Raw genomic sequence first — 19,038 nt, forward strand, 5'->3', positions numbered from 1 at the left:
TGGGGCTGTAGCTCAGTCGGTTAGAGCATCGGACTCATAATCCGCCGGTCCAGGGTTCAAGCCCCTGCAGCCCCACTCGTTTCTTCCGCGCCTCGCGTAAATCTCGAGGTGGGCGTACAATCCCATAGGTTCCGGTTCACGCCTGCCACAGGGGCATGGCGACCCGGGTCCCCCGAATCCCTTAGGAGACACACCATGAAGCAGGGTATTCATCCCGATTATCATGCCGTCGAGGTTCTGTGCTCGTGCGGCAACACCTTCGTCACCCGTTCCACCGCCAATGGCGATCATATGACGGCCGACGTGTGCTCGAAGTGCCACCCCTTCTACACCGGCAAGCAGAAGATCCTCGACACCGGCGGCCGCGTCGCCCGTTTCGAGAAGCGCTACGGCAAGAAGACCAAGTAGCATACTTCACGCCAGTCCGCTCGGTAAGGCGCGCGTTCGCGCGTCTGGACAGCCGAACAACGGACTGGCGTTTTTGTATATTCAAGACCTCATCCGACAATCCCGCCAAGCCCCACGCATCGGGGCGGAAAGAACAACGGCATGGCAAACGAACAGTTTCCCGCGGCTTTGACCGCTTTGGAGGAATACCGTTCCATCGAACAACAGATGGCCGATCCGCAGATCGTGTCCGATCCGGACCAACTGCGCAAACTCGGACGGCGCCACGCCGAACTGGGGTCCATCGTCTCCGCGTACACGGCCTACGCGCAGGTGCGCGACGACCTTGAGGCGGCCCGGGAGATGGCCGCCGACGATCCCGATTTCGCCGAGGAGGCCAAGCGTCTGGAAGCCGAGCTGCCGGGGGTGGAAGAGAAGCTGCGCACCGCGCTGATCCCGCGCGATCCGGACGACGCCCGCGACACGATTATGGAGATCAAGGCCGGCACCGGCGGCGAGGAGGCCGCGCTGTTCGCCGGCGATCTGCTGCGCATGTATACGCGCTACGCCGAAAAGCGCGGATGGACCGTCAACATCCAATCCGAGAACACCACCGAGCTTGGCGGCGTCAAGGACGTGCAGGTGGCGATCCGCGCCAAGGGCACTCCCGCTCCCGAGGACGGCGTGTGGGCGAGCCTGAAGTACGAAGGCGGCGTGCACCGCGTGCAGCGCGTGCCCGTCACCGAATCGCAGGGCCGCATCCAGACCTCCGCGGCCGGCGTGATCGTGTTCCCCGAGGCCGACGAGGACGACGATGAGATCGAGATCGACGCCAAAGACCTCAAAATCGATATCTTCATGAGCTCCGGCCCGGGCGGCCAGTCCGTGAACACCACGTATTCCGCGGTGCGTATGACGCATATCCCCACCGGCATCGTGGTGAGCATGCAGGACGAGAAGTCGCAGATCCAGAACCGCGCGGCCGCGCTGCGCGTGCTTAAAAGCCGACTGTTGGCCATGAAGCATGAGCAGGAGGCCGCCGAGGCCGCCGACATGCGCCACTCCCAGGTGCGTTCCCTCGACCGTTCAGAACGCATCCGCACCTACAACTTCCCGGAGAACCGCATCGTCGACCATCGCACGAACTACAAGGCGTACAACCTCGACGCCGTGCTCGACGGCGATCTGCAGGCCGTGATCGACTCCGACATCCAGGCCGATGAGGCCGAGCGTCTCGCCAGCCAGCAATGATCGATCCGACCAATACGACGCAACCGGTCGCCGACACCATCCGCGCGGCCGCGCGAACCTTGCGTGAGGCGGGAATCGAAACCCCCGAACACGACGCCAAACTCCTGCTGGCCGAAGCCCACGGATGCGAGCCGTGTGATGTGGACAAAGCCGGACTGATGGGGGAGCGCTGGAGCGACGCCGCCGCCGACCGACGTTTCGCGTCGTTCATCGCCCGGCGCGCCGCGCGCGAACCCCTGCAGCACATCACGGGGCACGCGCCCTTCCGTTATCTCGACTTGAAGGTCGGGCCGGGCGTGTTCATTCCGCGTCCGGAAACCGAAACCGTGGTGCAGGCCGGCCTCGACTGGATCACCCAGCAGGGACTGTACAGCCCCCGCGTGGTGGACCTGTGCGCGGGCAGCGGCGCCATCGGCCTGTCCGTCGTCACGGAAGTGCCCGGCAGCCAGGTATGGGCGGTGGAACTGAGCGATCGCACGGCCGAATGGACCCGGCGCAACCTCGCCGACACGGCGAAACGATACCCCTCCATCGCCTCCAACTATCAGCTGGAGGTCGCCGACGCCACCGACGCGACCACACTCGCGCATCTCGACGGCACCATCGACCTCGTGATCACCAATCCGCCGTACGTGCCGTTGTCGGCGGTCCCCGAACAGCCCGAAGTGCGCGACCACGATCCGGCCCTGGCACTCTACGGCGGTTCGACGGACGGCACGCTGATCCCCGAGCGCATCATCGAACGCGCCTGGCGACTGCTGCGCGACGGCGGCGCGCTGGTGATGGAGCATGACGTCAGCCAAGGCGACCAACTGGCCGGATACGCACATTCCGTAGGGTTCGTCGAATCCCGCACCGAACGCGACTGGACCGGGCGGGAACGGTATCTTTTCGCGGTCCGCTAGCGGCGCGTGCAGGCGAAAGCGAACGGCGTTTCCCTACGAACGGGCCGCTTTCGGGGAGTGTCGCGCACACGCGCGTCCACACGCTGGTAGGTTGGATAGATGACCCGACGCGTTCGGCTCGACGGCCGGGACAGGGCAACGGACGGATCCGATTGGCACAAACGGATAACAGACGGTAAGGAGCGAGCAGGAATGACGAGCGAACCGCGCATCCGAGGAATCAACGACGACTCGCTCGCCCTGGCGGCCGAACTGGTCCATGCGGGCGAACTCATCGTGATGCCGACCGACACGGTGTACGGCGTGGCCTGCGATCCGCGCAACCCGGACGCCATCGCGCGCATCTTCGCCATCAAACGGCGTCCCCGATTCAAATCCCTGCAGGTGCTGCTGCACTCCATCGACCAGCTCGACGAGCTTGGGCTGGAGCTGCCCGCACCGCTCAACCGGCTGGCCGCGCAGTTCCTGCCCGGCGCGTTCTCTCCGATCGCCCTGGCCCGCGAGGACTGCGACCTGTGCACCCTGTCGCGCGCGTCCTTAGGCGCGTGCACGCAAGGCGTGCGCATCCCCAACTCCGCGGCGGCGCTCGCCATCCTGCGGGCTACCGGTCCGCTGGCGGCCTCCAGCGCGAACCTGTCCGGTCAGGACAGCGCGCAAAGCGTGAATGAGGCCGCGGCCGCGCTGGGCGATCAGGTGGCGCTGTATCTGGACGGCGGCCCGACCCAAGGGCATGTGGCCAGCACGGTGGTCGCCGCCGATCCGCACGGACGCGACGGCATCGAGATTCTGCGCGAAGGCGTGATCGCCTCGCATGTGATCCGCAAAGCGTTGCATATGAACGGCGGAGGGCTCGGCGCATGAGGATCTACCTGCTGCTTGCGGCCATCGCCGGAGGTGTGACTTATCTGGTGACGCCGCTGATTCGGCATATCGCCATCGAGATCGGCGCGGTGGGGGAGGTGCGTGCCCGCGACGTGCACACCATTCCCACCCCCCGACTGGGCGGGTTGGGCATGCTGATCGGTTTCGCGGTAGCGATGGTGTTCGCCAGCCATCTGCCGTTCCTGTCCGGACTGTTCGCGAACAACCACCAACCATGGGTGGTGCTCGCCGGCGCGGTGATGATCAGCCTGCTCGGCATGGCCGACGATCTGTGGGATCTCGACTGGATGCTCAAACTCGCGGGGCAGTTGCTCATCTCCGTGTTCGTGGCATGGGGCGGCCTGCAGATCATCTCACTGCCGTTGGGTTCGCTGGTCACCGCCTCACCCAGCCTGTCCATGGCGATCACCGCGATTCTGATCGTCGCCTCGATCAACGCGGTGAACTTCGTCGACGGACTGGACGGCCTGTCGTCGGGCATCGTGGCCATCGGCGGCATCGCCTTCGCCATCTACTCGTACATCATCGCCCGTTCCTCACCCAGCTACGCCTCTCTGGCCACGCTGATCGACGTGGCGTTGGTCGGCATCTGCGTGGGATTCCTGCTGCACAACTGGCATCCGGCGAAACTGTTCATGGGGGATTCCGGCTCCATGCTGCTCGGCTATCTCATCACCTGCGCTTCGATTGTGATGACCGGACGCCTCGACCCGGCCACCATCCACGCCAGCATCTACCTGCCGGCCTTTATGCCGATCCTGTTGCCGATCCTCGTGCTGTTCCTGCCGGTGCTCGACATGTGCCTGGCGATCGTGCGGCGCGTCAGCCACGGCCAATCGCCGATGCACCCCGACCGCATGCACCTGCACCATCGCATGCTCAAAATCGGGCACAGCGTGCGCGGCGCGGTGCTCATCCTGTGGGGATGGGCGGCGTTGATCGCCTTCGGCTCGCTGACGATTCTGTTCTTCCCGATCGGCTATGTGCTCGTCGGCATGGCGGTCGCAGTCGCGCTGCTGAGCGCGGCCACGCTGTTCCCGTATCTCAAACGCCGTCTGCCCGACATCAGGGAGGAGAACGCGCAGTTCGCCGCCGCCAAACGGCAGGGCAAGGGCGGCACGGAGGGCGATGGCGGCTCGACTGACGTCTGATTCGTGGGGCGGTTGCGTGTGGGCCGCGCCCGCCTCCAATGGCCGACGTGTGTCGCTCGTCAGGACGCATTCATATAGTGGGTACATGGCTACAACTGATATGAATAATCAATCCGCGTATGCTCCCCTCCCTCCGATTTTCGCCCAGCTGGGCCTCGCCTATGACGATGTGCTGCTGCTGCCCAACGAGACGGATGTGATTCCGTCCGAAGTGGACACCACCACGCATCTGACCCGCGAGATCACGATGAAGGTGCCCGCCATCTCCGCCGCCATGGACACCGTCACCGAATCCGAAATGGCCATCGCCATGGCCCGCAACGGCGGCATCGGCGTGCTGCACCGCAACCTCTCCATCGACGACCAGGCCGCCCAGGTCGATATCGTCAAGCGTTCCGAGTCCGGTATGATCACCGATCCGCTCACCGTGAACCCCGAGGTGTCGCTGGCCGACCTCGACAAGCTGTGCGGCCGCTTCCACATCTCCGGCCTGCCGGTGGTCGACAAGGACAACAGGCTCGTCGGCATCATCACCAACCGCGACATGCGTTTCATCGCCTCCGAGGACTACGACCATCTGAAGGTCAAGGACGTGATGACCCGCGAGAACCTCATCACCGGCCCCTCCGACATCTCCAAGGAGGACGCCCACGACCTGCTGGCCAAGCACAAGGTCGAGAAGCTGCCGCTGGTCGACGGCGAAGGACGTCTGACCGGCCTGATCACCGTGAAGGACTTCGTCAAAACCGAGCAGTACCCGGACGCCACCAAGGATGAGCAGGGCCGTCTGCGCGTGGCCGCCGGCGTCGGCTTCCTGGGCGACGCCTGGCAGCGCGCCTCCGCCCTGATGGAGGCCGGTGTGGACGTGCTCGTGGTCGACACCGCCAACGGCGAGGCCCGACTGGCGCTCGACATGATCAGCCGCATCAAGCACGACTCCGCCTTCAACGGTGTGCAGATCATCGGCGGCAACATCGCCACCCGTTCCGGCGCGCAGGCCATGATCGACGCCGGCGTCGACGCCGTCAAGGTCGGCGTGGGCCCCGGCTCCATCTGCACCACCCGTGTGGTCGCCGGCGTCGGCGTGCCGCAGCTCACCGCCGTGTACGAAGCCGCCCAGGCCTGCAAGGCCGCCGGCGTGCCGTGCATCGCCGACGGTGGCATCCACTACTCCGGCGACATCGCCAAGGCCCTGGTGGCCGGCGCCTCGTCCGTGATGCTCGGCGGCACGCTCGCCGGCTGCGAGGAGGCCCCGGGCGAGAAGGTGCTGCTGCACGGCAAGCAGTACAAGCTCTACCGCGGCATGGGTTCGCTGGGCGCGATGGCCCCGCGCGGCAAGAAGTCCTACTCCAAGGACCGCTACTTCCAGGCCGACGTGACCAGCAGCGACAAGGTCGTGCCGGAAGGCGTCGAAGGTGAAGTGCCGTATCGCGGTCCGCTCAACGCCGTGCTCTACCAGATGATCGGCGGCCTGCACCAGTCGATGTTCTACATCGGCGCGCATAACATCCCCGAAATGAGCGAGAAGGGCCGCTTCATCCGCATCACCGACGCCGGTCTGCGCGAATCGCATCCGCACGACATCGTGATGACTTCTGAGGCGCCGAACTACTCCGGTTTCCACGGCAACTAAAGTTCAATCGCGCGCAATACGCGACGAAGACATATGGTGATGGCGGCCACCCGGTTGGGTGGCCGCCATCACCATATGCGCCATGCGGCGCTTGGCCTGTAGGCCGGGGCTCTCGACTTCGCCGACGCATACGAAATCGCCCCGGGCGCGGAAATGGCGCTCGGGGCGATTTATGAAGGCCGGACCGGGACTAGCGCACGCGCTTGATGCCCAGCACGCTCACCGCGGCGATGGCGGTCATCGCGATGGCGGTCGGGAACACCGGCACGTAGGATCCGGTGACGGTGACGATGGAGGAGGTGATGGCCACGCCGATGGCCTGGCCGGCGCAGGTGGCGATGTTCATGAAGCCGAGGTCCTTGCCCGCGGTCTCCTTGTTCGGCAGCACGTCCACGTTCAGAGCCTGGTCGACGGAGAGGTACATGCCGTAGCCGAAGCTGGCGATGCCTCCGAAGAGGAACATGCCCATCTGCGTGGGGAAGATCCACGGCATGGCCAGGCCGATGGCGAACAGGATGCATGCCACGACGATCGGGGCCTTGCGGCGGTGGAGCGCGTCGGCGATGGGTCCGGAGATCAGTGAGGCGATCATCGAAACGATCATGGTGATGACGGAGATGATCTGGATCGAAGCCGCCGCCTCGAGCTTGGTCTCGCCGACATGGTCCTGCAGGATGTAAAGCTGGTAGCTGAAGACCATCTGGTAGGCGACGATCAGGCAGGTGCGGCAGATGAACGCGCGGTAGAAGTCCGCGCAATCCTTCAGCGGCGGGGTGAGGGATTCGACGACCACCTTCCACATGGGCTTGCCGGTGGTGTCCTTCGGCATATCCTTGGACGACGGCTCCCGCGGAGCCACGATCACGGAAAGCACGCCCGCGGCCAACGCGCATAGTCCGGCGCAGACGAAGCCCAGCTCCATATTCTCGATCAGGGAGGATCCGATCAGTGTGCCGATGCCCTGACCGATCACACCGCCGCCGCCGATGGCCGCGGAAACCGTGGCTCGGGACTTCTCCTCGACCTGGTCGGAGAGGCGCGCGTAGATCGGCGCCTGCACCATGTTCAGGCCAACCAGGGCGAGCACGTAGCAGATGCCGATGATCACCGCGTTCGAGGGGCGCGACAGCGACCAGAAGCAGATGCCGTACACGAAAGCTCCGGCGAAGATCCAAGGAGTGCGGCGTCCCCAACGGCTGGCGGTGCGGTCGGACAGCGCGCCGACGAACAGGGCGATGAAAATCGAGGCGATGGATCCGGCGGAATTGATCGCGCCGAGCACGGCGGTCGAGTTCTCGATGCCGAGATCGCGCAGGCGCTGCGGGACCATCACCGACATGGTCATGTAGAACGCGGCGCCGGAGAGTACGGCGAAGCACATGAACGCGGCGGTGAAACGCCACTTGTTGACGGCCGAGCTGGACGGCGCGGCGGATGAGGCGGCGGAAGACATGATGTTCTCCTTTGGCATGGGCATGGGCATGGGCATGGGCATGGGCATGGGTGGAATGGGGTATGGGCGGGACGGCTGGCGTAGTTCCAAAGGACGGACACCGTCCCGCCCCGATTCGGCGGGTTCGCGTGGCGAACGCGGGGTATTGCGGGAGGGGTTAGCCCAGCTGGATCCAGGCGGAGGTATCCTGCGGCAGCAAACCATCCTCGGTGAGCGGTCCGGAGGCGAGCAACACCTCGCCCGCCGGCAGCCTCACCGGATCGGCGCCGAAGTTGGTGATCGAGGCCCAGCCGTTGGCGCGCTTATAGGCGATGGTGCCTCCCTCGAAACCGTTGGCGCCGTCGAGCTTGCCGCTGGGAGCGTCCTCGGGCAGCCATTCGATGGTCAGGTCGGTGGTCTGCAGCTCGTGGCGCAGCTTCAACGCGCGGCGGTAGAGGTTGAGCATCGAATCCGGGTCCGCGGCTTCGGCGTCGGCGGCCATATCCTTGTACCACTTGGGCTGGGGCATATGCGGCTCGTTCGCTGCGCCGGTCGGCGAGAACCCGAAGGATCCGCCGTGGCCGAACTGGTCGTCGGGGTCATCGAGCGTGGGGGCGTCGGCGGCGACCCACGGCAGCGGCACACGGCAGCCGTCGCGTCCCTTGGTGCTGGCGGCCTGCGAGGTGCGGTGTCCGGAGGGGTCCTCGACGGCGGACCACGGCAGGTCGGCCACCTCGAACAGTCCGAGCTCCTCGCCCTGATAGACGTAGGCGGAGCCGGGCAGGGCCATCTCCATCAGAATCGCGGCGCGGGCGCGTTTGGTGCCCAATTCGCGGTCCTCCGGATAGGTGGTGCCGTCGCGCAGCACCCAGTCCTTGGCGAGCTGATGGTATTCGCTGGTCGGCACCTGCGGCAGGGCGTAGCGGGTGGCATGGCGCACCACGTCGTGGTTGCTCATCACCCAAGTGGCGGACGAGCCGGAACGTTCGGCGCACGCCAGTCCCTCCTCGATGGCGAGGTGGAGATCCCCTCGGATCCAGTCCTTCTTGGCGAACTCGAAGTTGAAGATCTGTCCCAGATCGTCAGGGGAGGCGTAGAGGTGCTGGCGGTTGGGTTGCACCCAAGCCTCGGCCACGGCGAACGCCGGCGGATCGTACTCGTTGAAGACCTGGCGCCACTCGTGGTAGATCTCGTGCACCTCGTCGCGGTCGATCACCGGATGGGTGCCGTCGTCGGGCTGGTCGGAGGTGCACCACACCACGTAGTCGTCGAGGTCGTCGCGATCGAGGTCTTTGGCCAGGCCATGCGCCACGTCGACGCGGAAGCCGTCGGCGCCGTGGTCGAGCCAGAAGCGCAGGGTGGTGAGGAAGTCGTCGCGCACCTCGCGGTTGTTCCAGTTCCAGTCGGGCTGTTCCTTGGTGAACATGTGTAGGTACCACTGGCCGTCGGGCACGCGGGTCCAGGCCGGACCGCCGAAGTGGTTCTCCCAATTGGTGGGAGGCTGGTCGCCGTTGGGGCCTTTGCCGTCGCGGAAGATGTAGCGGTCGCGTTCGGGGGAGCCGGGGCCTGCGGCGAGGGCGGCCTGGAACCACTCGTGCAGGTTGGAGCTGTGGTTGGGGACGATGTCGACGACGACTTTGAGGTCGCGTTCGTGCGCGGCTTTCGTCAGGGCGTCGAAATCGTCCATGGTGCCGAGCTTGGGGTCGACGTTGCGGTAGTCGTCGACGTCGTAGCCGCCGTCGGCGAGCTGGGAGGGGTAGAAGGGGCTCAGCCAGATCGCGTCCACGCCGAGATCGGCGAGATAGTCGATCTTCTCGGTCACACCGGCGATGTCGCCCAGTCCCGAGCCGGTGGTGTCCTTGAAGCTGCGCGGATAGACCTGGTAGACGACGGCCTGCTTCCACCACAGCGCCGGATCCTGTGCCTCAATCATGGGTGCTCCTTTCGTAACAGCGTTTGCACCGTGTGGTGCAGGACTGTCATCTCGCCGCGAGCGGCGTCATGACAGCTTTTCGGATTCTTTTATTCTCGATGCGGCGTTGTCGACGAGATTGAAGTTAGTAGGAATAATAGCGCTTGCACAAAAGAATGCAAAATGTATACTCCACGGCGTGTCGCATTGTTGAATAATGGCTGAATTTCAATGCTTTTGTCATATGCAAGCGTTATTATATTATGGAGATGCAAGCGCTGTTACCTGTCAGGTAGAATGGTCAGCGGCGGCAAGGAGGAACGCAATGGCGAGAACCACGATCGACGATGTGGCCAAGGAGGCCGGCGTATCCGTCTCCACCGTGTCCCGCGCGCTGCGTGGACTCGACAAGGTCAACCCGCAAACGCGTTTACGGGTCGAAGAAGCCGCGGCGCGTCTGCATTTCTCCTTCTCCAAAACGGCCTCGTCCCTGGCCAGCGGCAAAACCATGCGCGTGGCCGTGCTGCTGCCCAACGAGATCAGCGACTGGTTCAACGCCAATGCCTTCGAAGGCGTGTACGAGGTGCTGTCGAAAGAGGGGTACGACGTCGTTCCCTATGTGATGTGGTCCGAGCAAGATCTGGACCGCTTCTTTCAAACGCTACCCGGCACGCAGAACGTCGACGCGATCATCGTGACCTCGTTCGATCTGGACGACGACAAGAAACGCGTGCTTTCCGAACTGACCCTGCCGGTGATCGGCATCAACACCCCCACCAACGACGGTCTCGACGCCTCCGCCGCGATCGATGACGTCGAAGCGATGCGCGCCGTGGTGCGGCTGCTGCATTCGCTGGGTCATGCCAGCGTGGCCTACGTCGAGCAGCCGGCGAACCCCTCGCCGTTCGTATGCAGCGACTCCGTGCGGCTGCAGGGGTTCCTCGACGCGGTCGACGAACTGGGATACGACGACGACCAGGTGATGACGATCCCGTCGATGCGGGGCAAAGATGCCCGCGATATGCAGACGGCCATATCGGACCTCGCCGCGCAGCTGCTCAGCGCGCCGAGCAAACCCACCGGCATCTGCGTGGAGAGCGACCGATGCGCGGTGCTGCTGCGCAAGGAACTGGACCGGCTCGGGTGGAAAATTCCCGACGAGGTGTCACTGGTCGGATTCGACGGCGACAACCTCGGCGATCTGGCCGAGCTGACCACCGTGCGGCAGGATCCCGTGGCCATCGGTCGGGCCGCCGCGCTCAAGGCGCTCGCGTTGATGAAGGGGGAGGCGTTGGACGAACCGTACAGCGTCATGCCCACTTCGCTGGTGATGCGTTCCACCACCGCGCGTGTGGCGCCACGCTAGGTCACAGGGCGGGCATAGGCTGTAATGTCCGAACATATCAAGGAAACGAGGCATACGATGGTGGACGCCCACGACGGGGAGACCTACACTGCGCGGGATTCGCGCCTGATCTGGATCGACTGTGAGATGACCGGACTCGACATCTTCGGAGGCGACGAACTGGTGGAGATCTCGGTGGTGCCCACCGACTTCGACCTCAACGTGCTCGACGAAGGCGTCGACTATGTGATCAAGCCCTCGGCCGCGGCGGTCGACCATATGAACGACTTCGTGCGCGCCATGCACACCCGTTCCGGACTGATCGACGAGTGGGAGAGCGGTCTGTCCCTTGAGGAGGCGCAGGCCAAGGTGATCGACTACGTCAAGCGGTTCACCCCTGACGGCGTGCGGCCGCTGCTCGCCGGCAACTCCATCGGCTCCGACAAGAAATTCCTCGACCATTACATGCCCGAACTGATGGAGCATCTGCACTATCGCGTGGTCGACGTGAGCACCCTGAAAGAGCTCGCCCGCCGCTGGTATCCGGCGGTCTACGAGCATCGCCCCGCCAAGAACGGCGGCCACCGGGCGCTCGCCGACATCATCGAATCCCTGGACGAATTGCGTTATTATCGGGCCGCCTTCATGGCGCCCGCCCCCGGTCCGGACGCGGCCCAGGCCCAAGCGGTCGCCGCCGAAGTGGCGGCGACCAGCCTGCTTCGCACGAACTGACCGGAAGCGGTCGTCCGTGCGACCCTCAAACGGCCTGCAATCGCACATGACAACGACTGTTTCGTTGAGATTCCGCCAATCAGTCCGATGTGCGATTGTTGGATTCGTGTGCGGAAAAGTCGCACGGGCAGACCTCGGCCAACCATCCGTGCGAACCCGGAAGGAGTCGACATGCGTCAATCGGAAGCCCTGGCGATTCTGAACGCCGGCGCGAACGTGTTCCTCACAGGCGCTCCCGGCGCGGGCAAGACATACGTGCTCAACGAGTTCATCCGTCAGGCGCGGGCGGATGGGGCGGATATCGCCGTCACCGCCTCCACAGGCATCGCCTCCACGCATGTCAACGGACAGACGATCCATTCGTGGAGCGGCGTGGGCGTATCCACCAGCCTGACCCCCAGTCTGCTGAAAACCATCAAAGCCCGGCGCAAACGCCGCATCCAGGCCACCGACATCCTCATCATCGACGAGGTGTCGATGATGCACGCCTGGCTGTTCGACATGGTCGACCAGGTGTGCCGTGAGGTGCGCCGCGACCCCCGCCCCTTCGGCGGCATCCAGGTGGTGCTCTCGGGCGACTTCTTCCAACTGCCGCCCGTGAGCGTATCCGGGCGCAACAACGATATGATCGCCCCCACGCCGGAATTCCTGGAATCCCGCGAACGGTACGCGCGCGCCGGCAGGAATCCGGAAGGATTCGTCACCGAATCGTTGGTCTGGGAACGGCTTGATCCCGCCATCTGTTATCTGACCGAACAGCACCGTCAGGACACCGGCGAACTGCTCACCGTGCTCACCGACATCCGCGAGGGCGCGGTCACCCAGCGGGACCGCGACGTGCTCGTCACCCGGTTGGGGCGCATTCCCGAACCTGGGCAGGTGGCCGTGCACCTGTTCCCCGTGAACCGTCAGGCCGATAATCTCAACGACATGCGATTGGCCGAGATCATGGCCGAAACGCATGAGTTCCACGCCGAGACCGCGGGGCAGGCGAATCTGGTGGACCGGCTGCGACGCAATATGCTCGCGCCGGAATGTCTGGTGCTCAAAACGGGCGCCGCCGTGATGGCGCTGCGCAACGACCCCGACCGCCAGTACGTCAACGGCTCGCTCGGCACGGTGCGCGGCTTCGCACCGGAGGCCAAAGGCGGCTGGCCGATCGTCGAGTTCGAGAACGGCAATATCGTCACCATGAAGCCGGCATCATGGGAGATGATGGATGGCGACACTGTGCTCGCCTCGGTCAAACAGGTGCCGTTGCGCTGCGCGTGGGGCATCACCATCCACAAATCGCAAGGCATGACGCTCGACCGGGCGGTGATGGACCTCAAACGCACCTTCGCGCCCGGCATGGGCTATGTGGCGCTGTCGCGTGTGGAATTCCTGGATGGACTGTACCTGGCGGGAGTCAACGAGCGGATGTTCCTCGTCTCGCCCGAGGCAGTGCGTCTCGACGGCGATCTGCGCGCCAGCTCCGCCGACGCCTCGGGTCGGCTCGCCGACGAAGGCGCGCAGGCGTTCGTGCGGTTCGACTCGACCCAAAACGCACAGGGAGACGCGGGTGACGAGTTCGAGCAGGAGGCGCTGTTCTGATTGAGGGACGCCGGTCTGGTCGAGACGAACGGCGCGGGATGCGGCCGGGGCGCGAGCCGGAGGCGTAAGATGGTGGCACACAGGCGGACCCGCCTCATGCCCGCCAATGACGACGGCGCGAGGGGCCGCCCATCCGAAGGAGGATGCCATGAAGCACGTATGGTCGTATGTTGTATCCGCGGTGGGACTGCTGGTTCTGTTCGTTTCGTTCGTCATGTTCACCAATCCGGATGTTCCCGCATGGGGAACGTTCAAACTGACAGACGCGCTCGCCATCGTCGGCGGCGTGCTGTTCATCGCTCCGATCTATCGTGATTCGGTGGCGCGCAAAACCGCCGACGGAGCCCCGAACCGTGTGATTTGGGCGACGCTGCCGCCGGTCGGTGTGGTGGTCGTGTGCGTGGGCATCATGATCCCCAACGCGGTGTCGTTGTTTGGGCTGTTCCCGCTCGCGGATGTGTTCTACCTGATCGGATGCCTGATGATCCTGCCGGTGTTCGCCTATCCTCCGGCCTCGCTGCGCCGCGATATGTTGGAGGATCTGGTCGAGGAACAGGTCGACGAGACCATCGACGCCACGGCGGGCCGCGGGCGTAAGTCCTAGGGCGGGTGACGCGGGGCGGCTTGTCGATTGACGCGAATATCTTGGAGTCCATGAGTTCCAACACCCTTCGTATGTCAACACTGTTCCTGCGCACCCTGCGCGAAGACCCCGCCGACGCGGACGTCGACTCGGCCAAGCTGCTGCAGCGCGCCGGCTATATCCGCAAGGCCGCGCCCGGCATCTGGACCTGGCTGCCGCTGGGTCTGCGCGTGCTCAACAAAATCGAGGAGATCATCCGCGAGGAGATGGCCTCCATCGACGCGCAGGAAGTGCATTTCCCGGCGCTGCTGCCGCGCGAGCCCTATGAGGCCACGCACCGCTGGGAGGAGTACGGCGACAATATTTTCCGTGTGAAGGACCGCCATCAGGCCGATTACCTGCTCGCGCCCACGCACGAGGAGATGTTCACCCTGCTGGTCAAGGACATGTACTCCTCATATAAGGACCTGCCCGTCACGCTGTACCAGATCCAGACCAAGTACCGCGACGAGTTCCGCCCCCGCGCCGGTCTGATCCGCGGACGCGAGTTCATTATGAAGGACGCCTACTCGTTCACCATCGACGAGGAGGGCATGCGCAAGGCCTATATGGACGAGCGCGGCGCCTACGAGCGCATCTTCGACCGTCTCGATCTGAAGTATGTGCCGGTGTTCGCCATGTCCGGCCCGATGGGTGGCTCCGCCTCCGAGGAGTTCCTCGCGCCGATGGCCATCGGCGAGGACACGTTCGCGCTCGCGCCCTCCGGCAAGGCATGGAACGTCGAGGCGCTGACCACTCCCGAGCCGGCCGAGGTCGACTGCTCCGCCACGCCCGCCGCCACCAAGCGCCCCACGCCCAACGCGGGGACCATCGAGAGGATGGTCGAGTATGCGAACGCGACGTATCCGCGCGAGGACGGTCGCGCGTGGGAGGCCGCCGATGTGTTGAAGAACGTGGTCGTCGCGGTCAAGCACGCCGAGGACGACGCGCATGACAAGCCGTGGCGCGAGCTGGTCGTGGTGGGCGTGCCCGGTGACCGCACGGTGGATATGAAGCGTCTGGAGGCGCAGTTCGCCCCCGCCGAGATCGAAGAGGCCACCGAGGAGGATCTCAAGGCCCATCCCGAACTGGTCAAGGGCTACATCGGCCCGATGGCGCTCGGACCGCAGGCGCGCGGCGACGCCGAGATCGGTTCCGCTGAGGATACGGCGATCCGCTATTTCATCGACGCCCATGTGGCGAAGGGCTCCGCATGGTACACCGGTGCCGATGAGGCCGGCGTGGACTATTACGATCTCGTCTACGGTCGCGACTTCGCCGCCGACGGCGTTGTGGAGGCCGTCGAGGTGCGCCATGGCGACATGAGCCCGGACGGATCCGGCCCGTTGAGCTTCGAACGCGGCGTGGAGATCGGCCAGGTGTTCCAGCTGGGATTGAAGTATTCCAAGGCATTGGGGCTGACCGTGCTCGACCAGAACGGCAAGGCCGTTCCGGTGTGGATGGGCTGCTACGGCATCGGCGTGAGCCGCGTGCTCGCCTGCATCGCCGAAACGCATCACGACGAGGCCGGTCTGGCCTGGCCGTCCGTGGTCGCTCCGGCGCAGGTGCATGTGGTCGCCACCGGCAAGGACGAGAAGGCCTTCGAAGGTGCGGAACAGTTGATCGCCGAACTTGAGGAGGCCGGCATCGAGGTCATCTACGACGACCGCAAGAAGGTGTCTCCGGGCGTCAAGTTCAAGGATGCGGAGCTGGTGGGCGTGCCGGTGATCGCCGTGCTCGGACGCGACTATGTGAACGACGGCACCATCGAGATCCGCGACCGCGACGGCGGCAACCTGGTGGCCGTGCCGGCCGCCGAGGCGCTCGCCGAGCTCGTCAAGCGCGTGGCCTGACAAGGTTTCTCAGCCAATCCGTTCTTGGATTTCTCAGCGTGGTATGAATGTCAGCATGTGGCATCCATACCACGCTGATGTGTTTTCAGTGTGGCGCGGTTGTCGGTATGTGACGTTTCTGCCACGCTGAGGGTGCGGTAGGCGTGGCAAAGCTGGTGGTGTATGGCGTTTGGTCCACGCTGAGACCTGTGGCTGCGCGCCGGGCTATTTATGCCTGTGAGGTTTACTAATGGTGGATAAGTGGAATTTCGTCCACACGCTATCCACAACACGCCGAATCCTCTTCTCTGGATACACAATTCCCGATGGCGCTTGTACAGGGCTGTTCGCATCGGGCACAGTGGTTATCACCGTTGGATCCGCGCGGGCAGGCCGAGACGCTCCCCAAGCATCGACGCTGCTGTTTGGATCATGCCGATCCCTGCCGCACGGCGCTCCGGCGGGCCACCGTATCCGTTAGGAAAGGAGTCATCATGGCACAGAGACAAGGCAGCATCACCATCAGCGGCAATCTGGGAGCGGACCCGGTGATGTTCGGCAAGGATCCCAACCAGCAGGCGTGCTCATTCCGTGTGGGTTTCGCTCCCAGCTACTACAGCCAGTCCTCGGGCGAATGGAAGAATCGGGACACCACATGGGTGGCGGTTCGCGCGTTCCGCAAATTGGGACTGAACGCGTTCCAGTCGCTGAGAAAAGGCAATCCCGTGGTGGTGACCGGCACCCTGCGTACAGAACGATGGACCAAAGACGGCGTCGACCATATCACGCCGGTGGTCGAAGCGACGAATATCGGGCACGATCTGAACTTCGGCACCACCATATTCCGTCGCGTCGTCAATCCGCAGAACGGGCAGGACGGGCAGAACGTCGCGCAGACCAATCAAGTGAACGGTATGGCGTCATATCCGCCGGTCGGCGCGGATCCTTTCGCCCAACCAGCCGTCCCTAAGGCACCGGTGGGGATGGTCGATCTCGGTGTGGATCAGAGCGAGCCGCCCGACGTTTTGACCGGTAGTCAATCCGAAGCGGAAACGCAGCCCGAAGCCGAGATGCAGTCCGCCGTCCAATATACGGATGGATTCGCGCCATCCCCCGAACATGACGAAGGGGAGGCCGAATTCTGACGGCCTCCCCTTAGGATACGGATGCGGTGCGGTGTTATGGGGTTACCAGATGCGCACGCGCTGGTCCGGGTCGAGCCACATGGCATCGCCCTCATGCACGTCGAAAGCCTCGGCGAAAAGGTCCACGTTGCGGGCGATGCCGTTGGTGCGGAACTCGGCCGGCGAATGCGGGTCGATCTGCAGATACTGTTCGGCCAGCTCGTCGCGGTTCTTCGTGCGCCAGATCGAGGCGTAGCTGAGGAAGAAGCGCTGCGCTCCGGTGAACCCGTCGAGTTCGGGGGCACGCTGCAGCGAAGCCCTGATGGCTTCGGACGAACCGTCCGTGGAACGTCCCGCGGCCTTGTCAAGCGCCAACGCGTATGCCTTGATCGCGATGTTCACGCCGCCCAGATCGCCGATGTTCTCGCCGATGGTCAGCGCGCCGTTCACATGGGGCGCCTTGTCCGGTTCGTCGGCGTACTTGTCGAGCAGCTGCTGGGGAGTGAAGACGTTGTACTGTTCGATCAGAGCCTTGGTGCGCGCCTCGAAATTCGCCTTGTCCTGAGCGGTCCACCAGTCGTTGAGCTTGCCGTCACCGTCGTACTGCGCGCCCTGATCGTCGAAGCCGTGGCCGATCTCGTGGCCGATCACCGCGCCGATGCCACCGTAGTTGGCCGCGTCCTCGGCGTTCGGATCGAAGAACGGAGGCTGCAGAATGGCCGCGGGGAACACGATCACATTCATGGTCGGCTCATAGTAGGCGTTCACGGTCTGCGGGTTCATCAGCCATTCCTCACGGTCCACCGGTTTGCCGGCTTTGGCCAGCTGGTAGCCCGTCTCATACAGGTTGGCGGCGGCCATATTGGCCACCAGACCGGCCGTCTCGCGCACATCGAGCGCCGTGTAGTCGCGCCAGTGGCTGGTGTAGCCGATCATCGGCTTGAACTTCGAGAGTTTCTCCAATGCCTTGGCCTTGGTCTGTTCGCCCAGCCAGTCGGAATGGGTGATCGACACGCGGTAGGCGTCGATGAGATTGGCGACCAACTCCTCCATGCGTCGCTTCGAAGTCTCGGGGAAATGCAGGCGGACATACTCCTGTCCAACCTCCTCGCCGCAGATGCCGTTGACCAGGCTGACGGCGCGCTTCCAGCGGTCGCGCTGCTTTTTCGTGCCGGAAAGCGTTTTGCCGTAGAAGTCGAAATTCGTCGTGTCGAATTCCTCACTCAGGATGCTTGCCGAGCCGATGATCACGTGCACGCGCGCCCACAGCTTCAGGTCATCAAGCGAAGCGGCCTGCCAGAACGCGTCGAGTCCGGTCAGGAAGCTCGGCTCATGTACGATCACACGCGACAGCGCGCCCATCATGTCGACAGGCTGCGCGGCCGCGGCGGGCGTCGCGTCGTAGGCCTGCTGCCATGCGGTGGCCCAGGCGGCGATGTCGAACTGTGCCAACGAGTCGGCCAGCGCGCTGAAATCGGTGGGATTATAGGTTTTCACCGAATCGCGGGTGGCGACGTTGTCCCAATGGTTGGCGGCGATGCGCGTCTCGACGTCGAGGAAGCGCTTGGCCTGCTCCTCGGCGGCGTTCTCGTCGTCCGCGAGCCTGGCGTTCATCAGCTGGCGGGCGACCATCGCGGTGTAGGCCTCGCGGATCGGCGCGTAATGGTCCTCGCGGTAGTAGGCTTCGTCGGGAAGTGCCAGACCGCCCTGCTCGATATGCACGATATTCGTATCGGGATCGCCCGGATCGCCGTAGACGCCCATGCCGAACAGGTCGGGGCCTCCGGCCGGGTTCAATGCGCCCAGCGTGCGGGTGAGCGCGGCTTTGTCATCGGCCTGGTCGATGGCGTCGATCAGCGGACGAATCGGTTCGAATCCGGCCTGGTTGATGGCTTCGGTGTCAAGGAAGGAGCGGTACAGCGCATGCGCCTTGGCCGCGGGGCAATGCTCGTCTTCGAGAATGTCGCGGATCTGGTTCTCCGCGTTCTCCGCCAGGCGGTCGAAGGCACCGTAGCGGGAGCGGTCGTCGGGGAGGCGGTAGGTGTCGATCCATGGTCCGTTGACGTAACGGAACAGGTCGGTGGCGGGGCTGATGACGGAAGAGAAGGATGCCGGATCGATGCCGGAGGTCAGGGAATCACTCATAGGCCCCAGCCTAATCGTATGAGGAGAGAATCGTTGGAATTTCGGCGCGGGGCTATGTCGGTGGCGGGCGTGGAACGCGCATATCCCGACAT

15 protein-coding genes and 1 tRNA gene are annotated in these 19,038 nt (G+C 64.4%); 13 read left to right on the forward strand and 3 right to left on the reverse strand.

The window, feature by feature from the left end; translation table 11 throughout:
- Position 1 precedes the first annotated feature (1 nt).
- The 7 genes from BE0216_RS10225 to guaB all read left to right on the forward strand — a co-directional run bounded on the left by BE0216_RS10225 (position 2) and on the right by guaB (position 6,209).
- Positions 2-75: transfer RNA gene (locus BE0216_RS10225), tRNA-Ile, on the forward strand.
- A 120-nt stretch (positions 76-195) separates the two neighbouring features.
- Positions 196-408: a 50S ribosomal protein L31 gene (rpmE, locus tag BE0216_RS10230; RefSeq protein ID WP_072725782.1), complete on the forward strand. Its 213-nt coding sequence runs from the start codon at positions 196-198 to the stop codon at positions 406-408.
- 141 nt (positions 409-549) lie between these two features.
- On the forward strand, positions 550-1,638 hold the full coding sequence (prfA, locus tag BE0216_RS10235) for a peptide chain release factor 1 (RefSeq protein WP_094636579.1): 1,089 nt from the start codon (positions 550-552) through the stop codon (positions 1,636-1,638).
- Positions 1,635-2,543, forward strand: coding sequence for a peptide chain release factor N(5)-glutamine methyltransferase (prmC, locus tag BE0216_RS10240; RefSeq protein WP_094636580.1), 909 nt, complete (start codon positions 1,635-1,637; stop codon positions 2,541-2,543). The genes prfA and prmC overlap by 4 nt, the downstream gene beginning before the upstream one ends.
- A 192-nt stretch (positions 2,544-2,735) precedes the next feature.
- Positions 2,736-3,404 carry an L-threonylcarbamoyladenylate synthase gene (locus BE0216_RS10245; RefSeq protein ID WP_094636581.1) on the forward strand — a complete coding sequence of 223 codons (669 nt, stop codon included), beginning with the start codon at positions 2,736-2,738 and terminating at the stop codon, positions 3,402-3,404.
- Positions 3,401-4,576: an MraY family glycosyltransferase gene (locus BE0216_RS10250; RefSeq protein WP_094636582.1), complete on the forward strand. Its 1,176-nt coding sequence runs from the start codon at positions 3,401-3,403 to the stop codon at positions 4,574-4,576. The genes BE0216_RS10245 and BE0216_RS10250 overlap by 4 nt, the downstream gene beginning before the upstream one ends.
- 85 nt (positions 4,577-4,661) lie before the next feature.
- Positions 4,662-6,209: an IMP dehydrogenase gene (gene guaB, locus BE0216_RS10255; protein WP_094636583.1), complete on the forward strand. Its 1,548-nt coding sequence runs from the start codon at positions 4,662-4,664 to the stop codon at positions 6,207-6,209.
- A 190-nt stretch (positions 6,210-6,399) separates the two neighbouring features.
- Here the strand turns inward: guaB and BE0216_RS10260 are convergent, their stop codons facing one another.
- Positions 6,400-7,662 carry an MFS transporter gene (locus BE0216_RS10260; RefSeq protein ID WP_226805773.1) on the reverse strand — a complete coding sequence of 421 codons (1,263 nt, stop codon included), beginning with the start codon at positions 7,660-7,662 and terminating at the stop codon, positions 6,400-6,402.
- Positions 7,663-7,819: 157 nt separating this feature from the next.
- On the reverse strand, positions 7,820-9,574 hold the full coding sequence (locus tag BE0216_RS10265; protein ID WP_094636584.1) for a glycoside hydrolase family 13 protein: 1,755 nt from the start codon (positions 9,572-9,574) through the stop codon (positions 7,820-7,822).
- Between the two features lie 304 nt (positions 9,575-9,878).
- On the opposite strand from BE0216_RS10265, the gene BE0216_RS10270 reads away from it, so the two are divergent.
- The 6 genes from BE0216_RS10270 (at position 9,879) to BE0216_RS10295 (ending at position 16,822) form a co-directional block, all read left to right on the forward strand.
- Positions 9,879-10,919, forward strand: a complete 1,041-nt coding sequence (locus tag BE0216_RS10270) for a LacI family DNA-binding transcriptional regulator (RefSeq protein ID WP_094636585.1) — start codon at positions 9,879-9,881, stop codon at positions 10,917-10,919.
- 57 nt (positions 10,920-10,976) lie between these two features.
- On the forward strand, positions 10,977-11,630 hold the full coding sequence (gene orn / locus BE0216_RS10275; RefSeq protein ID WP_094636586.1) for an oligoribonuclease: 654 nt from the start codon (positions 10,977-10,979) through the stop codon (positions 11,628-11,630).
- 171 nt (positions 11,631-11,801) lie between these two features.
- Positions 11,802-13,223, forward strand: a complete 1,422-nt coding sequence (locus tag BE0216_RS10280) for a DEAD/DEAH box helicase (RefSeq protein WP_094636587.1) — start codon at positions 11,802-11,804, stop codon at positions 13,221-13,223.
- A gap of 148 nt (positions 13,224-13,371) precedes the next feature.
- Positions 13,372-13,827 (forward strand): hypothetical protein, encoded by a 456-nt coding sequence (locus BE0216_RS10285; RefSeq protein WP_094636588.1) that lies wholly within the window; start codon positions 13,372-13,374, stop codon positions 13,825-13,827.
- A gap of 50 nt (positions 13,828-13,877) precedes the next feature.
- On the forward strand, positions 13,878-15,698 hold the full coding sequence (locus tag BE0216_RS10290) for a proline--tRNA ligase (protein ID WP_169714257.1): 1,821 nt from the start codon (positions 13,878-13,880) through the stop codon (positions 15,696-15,698).
- 473 nt (positions 15,699-16,171) lie between these two features.
- Positions 16,172-16,822 carry a single-stranded DNA-binding protein gene (locus BE0216_RS10295; RefSeq protein WP_158217193.1) on the forward strand — a complete coding sequence of 217 codons (651 nt, stop codon included), beginning with the start codon at positions 16,172-16,174 and terminating at the stop codon, positions 16,820-16,822.
- 42 nt (positions 16,823-16,864) lie between these two features.
- Here the strand turns inward: BE0216_RS10295 and BE0216_RS10300 are convergent, their stop codons facing one another.
- Positions 16,865-18,946, reverse strand: a complete 2,082-nt coding sequence (locus BE0216_RS10300; protein ID WP_094636591.1) for a M13 family metallopeptidase — start codon at positions 18,944-18,946, stop codon at positions 16,865-16,867.
- Positions 18,947-19,038 lie beyond the last annotated feature (92 nt).

Origin of the sequence: Bifidobacterium eulemuris (assembly GCF_014898155.1) — a bacterium.
GTDB lineage: Bacteria > Actinomycetota > Actinomycetes > Actinomycetales > Bifidobacteriaceae > Bifidobacterium > Bifidobacterium eulemuris.

Coding starts and splice junctions, on each gene's coding strand:
- rpmE (WP_072725782.1), top strand. CDS start 196: ATGAAGCAGGGTATTCATCCCGATTATCATGCCGTCGAGGTTCTGTGC.
- prfA (WP_094636579.1), top strand. CDS start 550: ATGGCAAACGAACAGTTTCCCGCGGCTTTGACCGCTTTGGAGGAATAC.
- prmC (WP_094636580.1), top strand. CDS start 1,635: ATGATCGATCCGACCAATACGACGCAACCGGTCGCCGACACCATCCGC.
- BE0216_RS10245 (WP_094636581.1), top strand. CDS start 2,736: ATGACGAGCGAACCGCGCATCCGAGGAATCAACGACGACTCGCTCGCC.
- BE0216_RS10250 (WP_094636582.1), top strand. CDS start 3,401: ATGAGGATCTACCTGCTGCTTGCGGCCATCGCCGGAGGTGTGACTTAT.
- guaB (WP_094636583.1), top strand. CDS start 4,662: ATGGCTACAACTGATATGAATAATCAATCCGCGTATGCTCCCCTCCCT.
- BE0216_RS10260 (WP_226805773.1), bottom strand. CDS start 7,662: ATGTCTTCCGCCGCCTCATCCGCCGCGCCGTCCAGCTCGGCCGTCAAC.
- BE0216_RS10265 (WP_094636584.1), bottom strand. CDS start 9,574: ATGATTGAGGCACAGGATCCGGCGCTGTGGTGGAAGCAGGCCGTCGTC.
- BE0216_RS10270 (WP_094636585.1), top strand. CDS start 9,879: ATGGCGAGAACCACGATCGACGATGTGGCCAAGGAGGCCGGCGTATCC.
- orn (WP_094636586.1), top strand. CDS start 10,977: ATGGTGGACGCCCACGACGGGGAGACCTACACTGCGCGGGATTCGCGC.
- BE0216_RS10280 (WP_094636587.1), top strand. CDS start 11,802: ATGCGTCAATCGGAAGCCCTGGCGATTCTGAACGCCGGCGCGAACGTG.
- BE0216_RS10285 (WP_094636588.1), top strand. CDS start 13,372: ATGAAGCACGTATGGTCGTATGTTGTATCCGCGGTGGGACTGCTGGTT.
- BE0216_RS10290 (WP_169714257.1), top strand. CDS start 13,878: ATGAGTTCCAACACCCTTCGTATGTCAACACTGTTCCTGCGCACCCTG.
- BE0216_RS10295 (WP_158217193.1), top strand. CDS start 16,172: ATGGCACAGAGACAAGGCAGCATCACCATCAGCGGCAATCTGGGAGCG.
- BE0216_RS10300 (WP_094636591.1), bottom strand. CDS start 18,946: ATGAGTGATTCCCTGACCTCCGGCATCGATCCGGCATCCTTCTCTTCC.